This window comes from Spirillospora sp. NPDC048819 (assembly GCF_040650055.1).
Lineage (GTDB): Bacteria > Actinomycetota > Actinomycetes > Streptosporangiales > Streptosporangiaceae > Spirillospora.
On the sequence record NZ_JBEZGN010000002.1, the window covers coordinates 140,637 to 154,258 of the forward strand.

General features: G+C 71.5%; 10 protein-coding genes and 2 riboswitches. Of the genes, 5 read left to right on the top strand and 5 right to left on the bottom strand.

Going from position 1 to position 13,622, the window contains the following annotated elements; all coding sequences use genetic code 11:
- Window positions 1-42 precede the first annotated feature (42 nt).
- Entirely contained in the window at window positions 43-1,842 is a 1,800-nt protein-coding gene (locus AB0C35_RS03740) for a DEDD exonuclease domain-containing protein (RefSeq protein ID WP_358450132.1), read from the bottom strand.
- Window positions 1,843-2,171: 329 nt separating this feature from the next.
- On the opposite strand from AB0C35_RS03740, the gene AB0C35_RS03745 reads away from it, so the two are divergent.
- The 5 genes from AB0C35_RS03745 to AB0C35_RS03765 all read left to right on the top strand — a co-directional run bounded on the left by AB0C35_RS03745 (window position 2,172) and on the right by AB0C35_RS03765 (window position 9,328).
- Window positions 2,172-3,449 carry an NYN domain-containing protein gene (locus tag AB0C35_RS03745; RefSeq protein ID WP_358450134.1) on the top strand — a complete coding sequence of 426 codons (1,278 nt, stop codon included), beginning with the start codon at window positions 2,172-2,174 and terminating at the stop codon, window positions 3,447-3,449.
- Window positions 3,450-3,637: 188 nt separating this feature from the next.
- A complete protein-coding gene (locus AB0C35_RS03750; protein ID WP_358450136.1) occupies window positions 3,638-4,681 on the top strand; it encodes an NlpC/P60 family protein in 1,044 nt (347 codons plus the stop codon).
- A gap of 500 nt (window positions 4,682-5,181) precedes the next feature.
- Window positions 5,182-5,381: riboswitch (cyclic di-AMP (ydaO/yuaA leader) on the top strand.
- A gap of 125 nt (window positions 5,382-5,506) precedes the next feature.
- Window positions 5,507-5,674: riboswitch (cyclic di-AMP (ydaO/yuaA leader) on the top strand.
- An 8-nt stretch (window positions 5,675-5,682) separates the two neighbouring features.
- Window positions 5,683-6,531 (top strand): CHAP domain-containing protein, encoded by an 849-nt coding sequence (locus AB0C35_RS03755; protein ID WP_358450138.1) that lies wholly within the window; start codon window positions 5,683-5,685, stop codon window positions 6,529-6,531.
- Between the two features lie 38 nt (window positions 6,532-6,569).
- Window positions 6,570-7,880, top strand: a complete 1,311-nt coding sequence (locus tag AB0C35_RS03760; RefSeq protein ID WP_358450140.1) for a hypothetical protein — start codon at window positions 6,570-6,572, stop codon at window positions 7,878-7,880.
- Window positions 7,877-9,328: a M48 family metallopeptidase gene (locus tag AB0C35_RS03765; RefSeq protein WP_358450142.1), complete on the top strand. Its 1,452-nt coding sequence runs from the start codon at window positions 7,877-7,879 to the stop codon at window positions 9,326-9,328. The genes AB0C35_RS03760 and AB0C35_RS03765 overlap by 4 nt, the downstream gene beginning before the upstream one ends.
- Before the next feature lie 29 nt (window positions 9,329-9,357).
- Here AB0C35_RS03765 and AB0C35_RS03770 read toward each other — a convergent pair whose 3' ends face one another.
- The 4 genes from AB0C35_RS03770 to coxB all read right to left on the bottom strand — a co-directional run bounded on the left by AB0C35_RS03770 (window position 9,358) and on the right by coxB (window position 13,559).
- Window positions 9,358-10,641 (bottom strand): Ig-like domain-containing protein, encoded by a 1,284-nt coding sequence (locus AB0C35_RS03770; protein WP_358450144.1) that lies wholly within the window; start codon window positions 10,639-10,641, stop codon window positions 9,358-9,360.
- 135 nt (window positions 10,642-10,776) lie between these two features.
- Window positions 10,777-11,187 (bottom strand): cytochrome c oxidase subunit 4, encoded by a 411-nt coding sequence (locus AB0C35_RS03775; RefSeq protein ID WP_358450146.1) that lies wholly within the window; start codon window positions 11,185-11,187, stop codon window positions 10,777-10,779.
- Between the two features lie 3 nt (window positions 11,188-11,190).
- Complete coding sequence (ctaD, locus tag AB0C35_RS03780) at window positions 11,191-12,858, bottom strand: cytochrome c oxidase subunit I (RefSeq protein WP_358450148.1); 1,668 nt, start codon at window positions 12,856-12,858, stop codon at window positions 11,191-11,193.
- Entirely contained in the window at window positions 12,855-13,559 is a 705-nt protein-coding gene (coxB, locus tag AB0C35_RS03785) for a cytochrome c oxidase subunit II (protein WP_358450150.1), read from the bottom strand. The genes ctaD and coxB overlap by 4 nt, the downstream gene beginning before the upstream one ends.
- Window positions 13,560-13,622 lie beyond the last annotated feature (63 nt).

The following is a 13,622-nucleotide window of genomic DNA, read 5'->3' on the forward strand; positions in this document are numbered from 1 at the left end:
GTGGGTTTCGTCCTCTCCGAGCGCCGGGCTTGCCCGATCACCTTAGCGGCGGCCGGGTCTGGAAGTGGACGGCTCCCGGCGCTCGTACGTCCTGTCGTAGGCGCGGTCGATCAGCTCGCGCAGGCCCTCGGCGCCGTGCGCGGGGCACGTCCAGGCGCCGTCGACCTCGACCAGGCGGACACCGGGCAGATCGAGCCACCGCAGCACGCACTCCATCTCCTCCGCCGTGGCGCCCGCCGAGGGCGGCTCGCCGAGCGCGACGCCGCCGGGCGCCTCGCCGCCGGGCGGGAAGACGGTCTCGGCGGTCGCGATGAGCGCGTCGACGTAGGGGCGGGGGTGGGCGCGGGGCGGAACGGTCCCGGCGGCGGCGAGCCGCCCGTAGCGCACGACCGACAGCTCCCAGCCGCCGTCGAAGCCGGGGCGGGCGGCCACCAGCTCGGGGAGCCGGGCCAGCGCGGCGAGCCGCTGCCCGCGCGCGGCGGCGCGGACGAACGCGGCGAGCCGGTCGCGCTGGGCGGCGGCCTCCTCGTAGCGCAGTTCGGAGGCGAGCCGGTCGATGCGCACCTGGGCGGCGGCCACGACGGGACGCACGTCGCCCTCCATCACCGCACGCGCCGTCCCGACGTGGACGGCGTAGGCGTCGGCGGACTCGCGGCCGTCGCAGGGCGCGCCGCAGCGGCCGATCTCGGCGAGCGCGCACGCGCGGGCACGGCCGCGCTCGATCAGCCGGAGCGTGAGCCGCTGGGTGCACTGGCGCAGCGGGACGGCCTCGTGCAGCGCCGCCCGCGCCTCCTCGGCCTGCCGGCGGGAGGAGATCGGCCCGAGGTAGCGGGCACCGTCGGTGCGGCACTCGCGGACGATGGACAGCCGCGGGAACGGCTCCACCGTCAGCTTCAGCCAGATCGCCCGCTCGGGGAACTTGGAGCGGCGGTTGTAGCGGGGCTTGTGCTCGGCGATCAGCCGCAGCTCGCGTACCTCGGCCTCCAGCCCGGTGGCGCACTCGATCGTGCGGACGTTCTCGGCGAGGCCGACCATCTCCCGGACGCGCCACCGCGTCTCCGAGCCGGTGAAGTAGCTGCGCACCCGCGAGCGCAGGTCGCCGCTCTTGCCGACGTAGAGCGCCTCGCCGGAGGCGTCCTCGAACAGGTAGACGCCGGGGGTGCTCGGGACGTCGTCGGCGAGGTGGCGTTTGCGGCGCTGCTCGGGCGTGGGGGCCTTGGCGAAGCCGCGCATCTCTTCGAGCGTGGTGACGTTGAAGGAGCCGAGCCGCTCGATCAGGCCGTGCAGGACCTCCACGGTGGCGCGGGCGTCGGCGAGCGCCCGGTGCGTCGGCTCGGTGGAGGTGCGGAAGAAGCGCGCGAGGGTGCCGAGCTTGCAGTTGGGCACCTCGTCCTTGGACAGGACGCGGCGAGCGAGGTCGACGGTGTCGACGACGGGGAAGGCGGGCCAGGCGTAGCCGTGCCCGGCGCAGGCGGCCTTGAGGAAGCCGATGTCGAACGAGGCGTTGTGCGCGACGAGCACGCAGCCGCGCGCGAACTCCAGGAACGCGGGCAGCACCGACTCGATGCGCGGCGCGGCCGTCACCATCGACGTGGTGATGCCGGTCAGCGCGGTGATGAACGGCGGGACGGGCCCGCCGGGGTCGACCAGCGTGCCGAGTTCGCCGAGGTCCTCTCCGCCGCGGACCTTGACCGCGCCGATCTCGGTGATGGCGGAGTCGGCGGCCGAGCCGCCCGTGGTCTCCAGGTCGACCACCACGAAGGTGACCTCGGACAATGGCGTGCCGAGGTCGTCCAGAGTTCCCTGGACTCCGGCCCCCTGGACACCGTGCGCAGCCGTCATGTGCGCGACCGTAGAGGACGCCACCGACAGAAGCCCGGCCCGCTAGGGTTGAGGGGCGCCGGCACGTCCCGCCGGGCAGGGGGCCGCGGGACGGCCCGGGGGGAGCCGGCGTGATCCGTCCGATCACACGTTCGCGCTGGTTAAGGTGCGGGCGGCTCGGGAAGACACAGAGCCCACCGGCGGCGAAGCCCGGAAGGAGCGGGATCATCGACAGCGGCCCCGAAGCGACCCCCGGTTGCGAAGAATCCGCAGAGCGGCCGCGTCGATCCGAGGGGACCGACCCTCCGCCCCGCCGGGAGACGCGGCTGAGCAGGCCGCTTCCCGAAGCCGTGCGGCAGAGCGTCGTCGAGGTCGCCGCCGAGCTGATCGGGGCGCTGCCCCCCGACGAGGTTCCCGCCCCGCTGCGCCGGTTCGCGCGGTTCGAGCGCCGCAAGCGCGCCAAGCTCGCCGGGCAGCACATCGCGGCGGTGCTGGAGAAGGACTCCGCCTTCCGGCGGCGCGTCGCCGAACCGCTGCGCGAGGCGCAGGCCGACCTGGTGGAGGCGGTGGAGGCCGGGGACGTGCCGCCGGCGGCCGATCCGGTGCGGGTCGCGGTGCTGGCCTACCTGCTGCGTCCCGAGGGCTGGACGGACCTCGTCGAGTCCGCGCGCGAGGAGCTGGACCGCTCCGCGACGGCGTCGGAGGAGGAGGCCGCCGAGCGCCGCGTCGCCGCGCTCAAGGACGAACTGGCCGCCGCCCGCAGCGCCCGCGGCGCCGAGGTGGACCGGCTGCGCGCCGAGCTGCGCGAGACCAAGGCCGAGGTGGCGGAGCTGCGCCGCAAGCTGCATGAGGCGCGCACGAGGTTCCGGGCCGCGGAGGACCGCGCCGCCGCGGTCGCGGCCGAGGCCGAGCGCGAGCAGGCGGCGGCCCGCGAGTCGACGGCCGCGTCCGAGAAGGAGCTGCGCAGGCTGCGCGCCCGCGCCGTGCAGGCCGAGGCAGCCGCCGAAGCCGCCAAGCGCGCCGCGCGGGAGGGGCGCAACGTCGACGACGTCCGGCTGCGGATGCTGCTCGACACGCTCCTGGACGCGGCGCAGGGCGTCCGCCGGGAGCTGGCGCTGCCCTCCACCATCGGCCGTCCCGCGGACGCGGTCGGCGGCCTGGAGCCCGACCGGCAGGCGCACCGCGCGCTGCCCGGCCGGGCGCTGTCCGACAGCGACCCGCAGCTGCTCGACCGGCTGCTGACCCTGCCTCGGGTGCACCTCATCGTGGACGGCTACAACGTCACCAAGACCGGGTACGGGGAGCTGCCGCTGGCGGACCAGCGCAGCCGGCTGCTGTCGGGGCTCGGCGGGCTCGTCGCGCAGACCCGCGCGGAGGTGACGTGCGTGTTCGACGGCGCGGAGCTGGACGCGCCGGTGGCCATCGCGGCGCCGCGCGGTGTCCGGGTGCTGTTCAGCCGTCCCGGGCAGACCGCCGACGAGCTGATCGGCGAGCTGGTCCGGGCGGAGCCGCAGGGCCGCGCGGTGGTGGTGGTCTCCTCCGACCGGGAGGTCGCCGACGCGGCGCGGCGCGCCGATGCCCGGCCCTGCCCGTCCACGCTGCTGCTGCGCCGCCTCGGCCGTTCCTAGCCCGCCCGGCGCGCGGCGGCGGCCATGACACCGCGATGAGGCGTTCCTCGCACTCCGTGATCTTGCCGACACGGATAGCGCATCATTTCGAATGAAGCACGCCAAAGAGTGATGAACCGGTTGTGACGGTTGTTGCGTATCGCTAATGTCATCCGCTGATGTCGTGGACGAGAGGGGCGAAACCGACCGTGGCCAATGATCTCATCGGGGAAGCGGCGCACGAGCGCGACCGGCGAGGGGGTTCGGCCAAAAGAGGCGCCTCCCGCCGCCTGGCGGCCGTCGCGTGCCTGACGCTGACGGTCTCCCTCGCGTCTCCCCCGGTGGTGGCGCACGCCGACCCCGAGCCGACCAGGGCACAGGTCCAGAAGAAGCTCGACAAGCTCGCCGAGCAGATGGACCAGAAGGTCGAGAAGTTCAACCAGCTCAACGAGAAGCTCAAGATCGCCAAGAAGAAGTACCAGGTCGCGAGCAAGTCGAGCAAGCAGGAGCAGGCCGCCTTCGAGGAGCAGCGCTCCAAGATCGCCCAGATGGCCGCCGCCGCCTACAAGAACGGCGACACGACCAACGTCACCGGCTTCGTCGGCACCGGCGACCCGCAGGCGATCCTGGACCAGGCCGCCGTCTTCTCGCACCTGTCGCAGGAGCGCAGCTCCCAGCTCAGCCAGTTCCTGGCGACCGCCCAGCGGCTCCGCCGCGAGGAGGCGCAGGCCAAGGCCGCCTACGAGGAGGTCAACGCCAAGACCACGGAGCTGAAGGAGCAGAAGAAGAAGCTCGACAAGGAGGTCGCCAAGCAGAAGGCCCTGCTGCGGCGGCTCGGCGGCGGAACCTCGTCCGGCGGCTCGGGCGGCGTCGGCGGCACCTACAACGGCCCGGCCAGCGGCCCGGCCCGCGCGGCGCTCGACTTCGCCTACGCGCAGCTCGGCAAGCCGTACTCCTACGGCGCCGAAGGCCCGAACTCCTACGACTGCTCCGGCCTGACGATGAAGGCGTGGGCCGCGGCGGGCGTCGGCATCACCCGCACCACCAACTCCCAGTACGCCGCCACCAAGCGGGTGGCCAAGAGCAACCTGCAGCCCGGCGACCTGGTGTTCTTCAGCGGCCTCGGCCACGTCGGCCTGTACGTGGGCGGCGGCAAGATGATCCACGCCCCCCGCACGGGGAAGAACGTGGAGGTCGTGAGCATCACCTCGGGCTACTACCTGAGCAATTACTACGGCGCGGGGCGCCCCTGACGCCCCGCCCCGGAGCGCCCGCGACGGGCGTGACGGAGCTCTTCTCGACAACGGACCAGGCTTGACCTGGTCCGTTGTTGATTTTGGGGGGGTTTGCCATCTGTTGGGGCTTTGGTACGTTGTCACCACTCACGACGCCCTCCAGACGCCGTGACCCCGAGGCGCCCACCAGGCGCAACGGCCCCACGCGGCACATCCAGCTGCCGCGTGACGGCGGCGCGAGCCACGTGCCGCTCCCCCCGGCGGCACGATCCACGCGCCGCCGCCGGCACCCGAAGGGTGCCGCAGACGGTCTCACAGCAGACCCGGCCGGTCCGGCCCCACCGTGCGCACGCCCGCAGCGTGCATGGCGCTGAGAGCGCTGCCACGGCGGATTCCACGGGCCAGGCCCAGGACGGTCCCCGCAAACGGGCCGCCGTCCGCACGCACAACATCAGGCGCCGCTCTTTCGCACGCGGGAGACAGGTCCCGCGCTCGGGCCCCATCACGCCCCCAGGATCGCAGCGGCAGCGCCGAATCCGCCGACGCGCGGAACCGGGGACCCACATCCGCCGGAGTCCAGGGACCGTCCCTGGACGGGCATTCCGGCACCCGGGGTGAATCGGTGCGTCTCTCGCCACCGAACGGTGAGAGCCCGCCGTAGGGCCACTTCCACGCCCGAACCCGTCAGCTAACCCGGTAGGCGTCTGGAAGAAGAAGGAGTGAAACCCGCAGCGTTACCTGGGCGTGGCCGCCCGAGTGCGGCCACGCCCTGCTCTCCCCTTCACTCCGTGCGGGCGCCCCCGCCCGGCGGAGCCCCCCATCCGAACCGGCGCGCCCGCCCCCGGGCCGCCACCGCCGAGTCCGCGGTTCACCCTGCCCAGACGCGCGGGGAACGCGGAGCCGGGGACCCACTGTGTCCTTTCGGGGTGAATCGGCCTGCCCAGCAGGCCGTAGGGCGGCTTCCACGCCCGAACCCGTCAGCTAACCCGGTAGGCGGCATGGAAGTCAGGAGATCCCCCGTGCCAGGCACGCATCGCAGAAAGTCACCGGGCAAGCACCGCAAACCCGGCACCTTCGCCATCACCTGGCGGACGACCGGCGGCGTGATCGTCGGCGCCGCCGTACTCGGCACCGCCGCCGCCACCGCGCAGGCGTCGGTCCTGCCGTTCGCCGCCGCTCCCACCCACGCCACCGCCGCCGGCCCGGCCGCCGGCGAGGACTCGGGCAAGTCCGGGTCCGGTTCCAAGTCCTCGTCCAAGGACAGGTCCGACTCCAAGGACGAGAAGCGGAACAAGTCCGGCAAGGGCGGCGAGGAAGGCGAGCGCCCCGAAAAGAACGAGCCGAAGCCCGACGCTCCCAAGAAGCCGTCCGAGGAGTCGCGGCCCACCGCCGACGAGGCCATCAAGCTCGCCAAATCGCAGGTCGGCATCACCGAGGACGGCAGCGGCGAGACCAAGTTCAACAAGTGGTACGTCGAATCCACCCGGGCCGAGGAGACCGTCGCACGCGACGGCGGCTCCGTTCAGGCGTACGACGACGCCGCATGGTGCGACATGTTCATCTCATGGATCGGCGAGCAGATCGGCCTCAGCGATCAGTTCGGCAGCGACGCCTGGACCGTCGCCCACGCCGAGTGGTTCCGGGACCAGGGGCGCTGGGGCAGCGAGCCCAAGCCAGGCGCGATCGTCTTCTACGCCTGGAACGGCGGCAAGGACATCAGCGACATCGTCCACGTCGGCATGGTGACCAAGAAGATCGACGACGGCACCATCGAGGCGGTCGAAGGGAACACCGACAACGCCGTCCGGGTCAGGGAACGCTCGACCGGCACCGTCGTCGGCTACGGCTACCCCGAGTACAAGTCCTGACGTCCCTCCTCCTCCGCCGGCTGCATAGGATCACGCGCATGGAGGACGGTCCCGGGCAGGCCGGACACGGCGGCCCCGTCACGCGCCGCAGGGCACTCGCCCTGGGCGCGGGCGGGGCCGCCGTGCTGCTGGGCGCCGGCGCGGGGCTCCTCGGCACGCGTTCCGGCGACGACGGGACGCCGGACGCCCGCGCGACCCCACCGGCCGACGCGGCGCAGGCCGCCGGATCGTTCAGCCCCGCTGACGCCGTCACCGTCCTCGCCAACCGCGCTCGGGCGGTGCGGAACGGAGACCGGACCGCCTTCCTCGCGACGGTCGCCACCGCGCCCGCCGCGTTCCAGGACGTCCAGTCCCGCCTGTACGGCAATCTCCGCAAGCTCCCGCTGGACGGCTGGGAGGAACGTGCCATCGCCACCCAGACGATGGACGAGAAGAAAGGTGTCGCGGTCATCCGCATGGAGGTGCGCTCCAGGTTGCGGGGGTTCGACCGGGGCGATGTCGTCCGCACCCGCTACCTGACGCTCGCCCTTAGCTCCGGCAGCTGGACGATCGTCGGCGACGGGTCCGCCCGCGGATTCGAGGACGACGCCGCCATCTGGGACGGCGGCCCCCTGACGGTGGTCAGGGGCCGCGCGAGCCTCGTCATCGGCGACCCCACGACCACCGGGGCCCCCGGCCTGGAAGAGATCGCGAAGCGCCTGGACGCGGCCGTCCCCGTCGTCACCGGCGTCGTCGGCCGGGGTTGGGCGCGGCGGGTCGTCGCGCTCGTGCCCGCCGACGCGGCCCTCGCCTCCGCGCTCGCCGGTCCGGATCAGAGCCTCGGCGACATCGCCGCCCTCGCCACCGTCACGCCGTCCGCGGACGGCGGCCGCGGCCAGGACCGTGTCGTCATCTCCCCCGGCACCTTCGGCCGCCTCAACGAACTCGGACGCGACGTCGTCCTGACCCACGAGCTGACCCATGTCGCCACCGGCGGCGCCCGCGACCGCACGACCCCGCTGTGGCTGATCGAGGGCTTCGCGGACTATGTCGGCTACCTCCGGGCCGATGTCGGCGTCCGGTCGGCGGCCGGCGAACTGCGCCTCGAAGTGGCCGCGGGACGGGTCCCCTCCGGGCTGCCCGCCGCGGACGCGTTCTCCGGCGGCTCCGCACGCCTCTCACAGTCCTACCAGGAGGCCTGGCTCGCCTGCCGTATGATCGCCGGCCGGTACGGTGAGGCGACGCTCGTGCGGCTCTACCGGACCGCCGGGCGCGTCCCGGAGGCCACCGCCCTGCGCGACGTGCTGGGACTCACCCGGGACCGCTTCACCGCCCTATGGCGCGACTACCTGAAGAGGGAGCTCACATGAGCGAGGCGGAGGCCGGCGCGAAGCCGGCCGAGCCCGGCGCCCGCCGGGACGGTGAGGCCGGTGGCATGCGGCGGCCCCGGGTCGCCGCCGCCGTCGCCGCCGCCGTGCTGTTCGCCGCGCTCGGCGCCGTCATCGCGCTGAGCACGCCGTGGAACCCGCTGCCCGACCATGTCCCGGGCGGGCAGGTGGAGCCCGATCCGGCGCTGGACTTCTCCCCCGCCGAGATCGCCCGCTCCCAGGCGTTCGACTCGGCCATCAACCCGCCCGCCTACGCCGGCCTCCTCACCGGCCTGGCGCTGATCCTCGCGCTGGGTCTCACCCCGCTGGGCGCACGGTTCATCGGCCGGGTCACCGCCCGCACCCGGCGGCCCCGCCGTTCGAGGGGGGACGACCCCACGCATCCGAAGCGCCTGCGGCACTGGTCGTTGAGAGTCGTCCTCGGAGCGGTCGCCTTGACGACGCTGCTGCGCGTCGCCGGGCTCCCGTTCGACATCTGGGGCGAGTCGGTGCTGCGCCGGTACGGGCTGTCGACGCAGAGCTGGCCCGCGTGGCTCGTGGACCAGCTCAAGTCCCTCGGCGTCACCTGGGTCATCTACACGGTCGCCCTGCTGCTCCTGTACGCGGTCGTGCGCCGCTTCCCGCGCTACTGGTGGACGGGCGCCGCCGCCGGCGGGTTCCTCCTCGTCGTCCTGGTCTCGTTCATCTACCCGATCGCCGTCGAACCCGTCTTCAACAAGTTCCACTCGCTGGAGCAGGGTCGCCTGCGCAGCGACCTTCTGGCGATGGCCGAACGGGACGGCGTGCCCGTCGAGGACGTCCTCGTCGCCGACGCCTCCCGCAGGACGACGGCGCTCAACGCCTACGTGTCCGGATTCGGCTCCACGCGCCGCATCGTCCTGTACGACACGCTGCTGAAGTCGCCGCCCGCGCGGATCGAGTCGATCGTCGGGCACGAACTCGGCCACGCCAAGCGCAACGACGTCCTGTGGGGCACGCTCGTGGGCGCGCTCGGCGTCGCCGGGTCCATGTGCCTGCTGCACCTCCTGATGACCTCTCCGCGCCTCCTGCGCCGCGCGGGAGTCGCCTCCGCCGCGCCGCCGGGACGGCTCCCCGGCGCCGGGGCGGCGGACCCGCGGTCCATCGCGCTCGTCCTCGCGCTCATCGCGGCGGGGACGCAGATCAGCGCTCCCGTCCAGAATCTCGTCAGCCGGCAGATCGAGACCCGGGCGGACGTGCACGCGCTGAACCTCACCCGCGACCCGTCCACGTTCGTGTCGATGCAGCACGAGCTGTCGGTGCGCAACATCTCCGACCTGGACCCCGACGCCCTTGAGCACCTGCTGTGGCTGAGCCACCCACCGGGCCCCGAAAGGATCGCCATGGCCCGCGAGTGGGCGCGCGTCAACCACGTTCAGGAGCCGCCGCCGCTGGAGACGCGGGCGGACTGACGGCAGGGGCGGCCGGGGGACGCCGGCCGTCAGTCGCCTTCCGCCTGCTGCCCGTCCTGCCCGGTCCCGGCTCGCCCGTCCTGGCCCGCGGACACCGTCGAGGCGTCCTTCTGCGGCGCCGTCTTGACCGGCCGCTTCAGGGCGCTGCCCTTCACCCAGTCCTTCCAGCCGAGCTGCCAGTAACCCCAGCCGTTGTCCGGTTCGAGCTCCCGGTCCGATCCGGTCACCACCACCGGGTCGCCGCGCTGGGTGAGGTTGAAGAACCACTTCGCGTTGGACGGGCTGATGTTGATGCAGCCGTGGCTGACGTTCTCGCTGCCCTGGCTGCCGACCGACCAGGGCGCGCTGTGGACGTACTCGCCGCTGTCGGAGATCCGCACGGACTTGTACACGGTCAGGCTGTAGCCGCCGGGGCTCCCGGGGCTGATCCCCATCCACGCGGACGTCATGACGGTGGGGTCCTCCTTCGACATCGTCAGGTGGACGCCGTTGGTGGTGGTGTACTTGCGGGCCCCTCCCTTGCCCATGCTGGTCGGGATGGTCCGGACCTTCTTGCCGTTGACCTTCACGACCATCTTGTGGGTGTCCTCGCCCACGGTGGAGACCTGCGAGTCACCGACCTTGAAGCCGAGGGAGTAGTTCTTCCCGCCGTACATGTCGCCGCCGGTCCGCACACCGCTGAGGTGGGCCTTGAACGTCACCTCGGTGTGGGCGGGCCAGTACTCCTTCGTCCGGAACACGACCTCCTGGTCGCCGAACCAGTGCCAGGCGCCCTCGACGGCCTTGTCGGACCGCACCTCCAACGCCCGCTCGACGGCCGCCCTGTCCTTCACGGGGCTGTCGAACTGCATGATGATGGGCATCCCGACGCCGACGGTCTCCTCGTTGCGCGGCGCCTCGATCTTCACCTCGTTCGTCTTCCCGACCTCGGCCGTGGTGAAGCGGCTCCGGACCGTCCGGGTCCTGCCGTCGTCGCCGAGCGCCGTCGCGTCGACCGTGTAGGCCGCCCCCGGCGTCAGTGTCCAGCGTGAGCGCCACCGGGTCCGCTCGGCGTTCAGGTCTCCCTCGACCTCGCCGCTCCCCGTAGACACCGTCACGTTCTCGATGGTGCCGCCGTGCGCCTGGACGGCGATCGGGTTCTCGGGCCCGAGCCCGCTCCCGCCGCCGACGGGCGACACGGTCAGCCGCACGTCCGTGCCGTCGCGCTCATCGCTCCCCGAGCATGCCGCGGCCCCCGCCACCATGCTCGCGCCGACGAGCACGGCGGCCGCGCGCCGTCCCCGGTCTCCCGGTCCTGAGCCACCCACCCGCATGTGGTCCCCCCCGGTCGTCGCACTGGGCGATCGGTCCGCCTGCCCAGCCCGGTCGCTGGAGCGGCGCCCAGTATGCGAAAGGGCCGGTACCCGCAAAAAAGCGGACACCGGCCCCCGATGGGGTTCTTTTACTGATCAGTGGGCGAAATGACCCCGGTAGTACTCGAAGACGAGACCGATCGTCGACAGAATCGCCGCCGCCACCCCGAGGATGAACAGCCACCAGCCGAACACGATGCCGAGCACCACAGCCGCAGCGGACAGCCCGATGTACAGCGGCCACCAGCTGTGCGGGCTGAAGAAGCCCAGCTCGCCGGCCGCGTCGGCGATGTTGCCCTGCGGGTCGTCCTCGTACAGCGGCCCTCGGTTGGCGCGCTCAAGGCGCCGGACCGTGAAGTGGACGTAGAACCCGATGAGCCCGGCGAGGCCGACGGCAAGGCCCAGCGCCGTGGTGCCCGTCCAGTCCCCGGACCAGAGCCAGTAGACGACGTCGGTGACGAGGAAGAACAGCGCGGACCCGTAGAACATGAACGCTTGGACGCGCATCGGCTACTCCCCCTTCGTCCCGGCCAGTTCGCCCTGCGCACCCACGTGCGGGTGGTGCAGGTCGAACGCCGGCCGCTCGGAACGGATCTTCGGAATGGAGTTGAAGTTGTGCCGCGGGGGCGGGCACGACGTCGCCCACTCCAGCGAGGAACCGTACCCCCAGGGGTCGTCGACCTCGACCCGCTTGCCCCGCTTCCACGTGATGTAGACGTTGTAGAAGAACGGCAGCATGGAGATGCCCAGCAGGAACGAGAAGACTGTGGAGACCTCGTTCAGCGCCTGGAACTCCGCGGCGTAGTCGGCGTACCGGCGCGGCATGCCCGCGGCGCCCAGCCAGTGCTGGACGAGGAACGTGCCGTGGAAGCCGATGAACAGCATCCAGAAGTGGATGTGGCCGAGCCGGTCGTTCAGCATCTTCCCGGTCCACTTCGGCCACCAGAAGTAGAAGCCCGCGAACATCGCGAACACCACCGTGCCGAACACGACGTAGTGGAAGTGCGCCACCACGAAGTAGGTGTCCGACACCTGGAAGTCCATCGGCGGCGACGCCAGGATGACGCCGGTCAGCCCGCCGAACAGGAACGTCACCAGGAAGCCCAGCGACCAGAGCATCGGCGACTCGAACGTCAGTTGTCCTCGCCAGATCGTCCCCACCCAGTTGAAGAACTTCACCCCCGTGGGCACGGCGATGAGGAACGACATGAAGGAGAAGAACGGCAGCAGCACCTGGCCGGTCACGAACATGTGGTGCGCCCACACGGTGACGGAAAGGCCCGTGATGCTGATGGTCGCGAAGACCAGGCCGACATAGCCGAAGACCGGTTTGCGGCTGAACACCGGGAGGATCTCCGTCACGATGCCGAAGAAGGGCAACGCGATGATGTAGACCTCCGGATGCCCGAAGAACCAGAACAGGTGCTGCCAGAGCAACGCGCCGCCGTGCGAGGCGTCGAAGATGTGCGCGCCCAGCTTGCGGTCGGCCTCCAGCGCCAGCAGCGCCGCCGCCAGGACCGGGAACGCCAGCAGAACCAGGATGGAGGTCAGCAGGGCGTTCCAGGTGAAGATCGGCATCCGGAACATCGTCATGCCGGGCGCGCGCATGCACAGGATCGTGGTGATGAAGTTGACCGCGCCCAGGATGGTGCCGAAGCCCGACATCGCCAGGCCCATCACCCACAGGTCGCCGCCGATGCCCGGGGAGCGCACCGCGTCCGACAGAGGTGCGTAGCCGGTCCAGCCGAAGCTGGCCGCGCCGTCCGGGGTGAGGAAGCCCGACAGGGCGATCAGGCTGCCGAACAGGAAGAACCAGTACGCCAGCATGTTCATCCGCGGGAACGCCACGTCGGGCGCGCCGATCTGCAGCGGCATGACGACGTTCGTGAAACCGGCGAACAGCGGCGTCGCGAACATCAGCAGCATGATGGTGCCGTGCATCGTGAACATCTGGTTGAACTGCTCGTTGCTGACGACCTGCAGACCCGGCTCGAACAGCTCGGCGCGCATCACCATGGCGAGCACGCCGCCGAACAGGAACATGAAGAACGACGTGATCAGGTAGAGGTAGCCGATCACCTTGTGGTCGGTGGACGACAACCAGGAGGCGAGGACGCGCCCCTTGCTCGTCCGCGGCGCGGCGATCGGCGCGCTCGGTGCGTGACTCGTCGTGGTCACTGCCCACCTCCCGCGGCCAGGGCGGCCTTCGAATCGGCGATGAACTTGTCGTACTGCTCGGGCGTCACGACCTTCAGCTGGAACAGCATCCGGCTGTGGTCGACGCCGCAGAGTTCGGCGCAGCGGCCCTCGTAGGTGCCGAGCTTGGTCGCCGTGAACTCGAACTCGTTGACGTAGCCCGGCATGACGTCCTTCTTGTAGATCAGCGCCGGCACCCAGAACGAGTGGATCACGTCATTGGCGTGCAGCCGCACGCGGATCGTCTCGCCCGAGGGGATCGTCATCACCGGCTTGCCGGGGGCGGGGCCGTTCGGCGCCACGGGCTGGCCGACGACGGTCGCGACCGTCGCCTCCTTGCCCGAGGCGTCCTTCTCCTTGTAGTCGAACTGCCAGCTCCACTGGAACCCGGTCACGTCGACGACGACCGAGGGGTTGTCGGTGGTCTTCTCGACGAAGTTCTCATCGCGGGCGGTGAAGTAGAACAGGACCGCGATGATGACGAACGGGACCGCCGTGTAGAGGATCTCGATCGGCATGTTGTAGCGGACCTGCGGCGGCAGATCGTCGGAGCGCTTGCGGTGGAACAGCACCGCCCAGATGATCAGGCCCCAGACGACGCCCCCGACCGCGAACGCCGCGATCCAGGAGCCCTGCCACAGCTGCAGCATGCGTTCGCCCTGGATGCTGATCGGCTCGGGCATGCCTAGGCGGCTGCCGCTGCACGCAGTGGTCGACAGGGCCAGCAGCCCTAGCGCACCGGCACT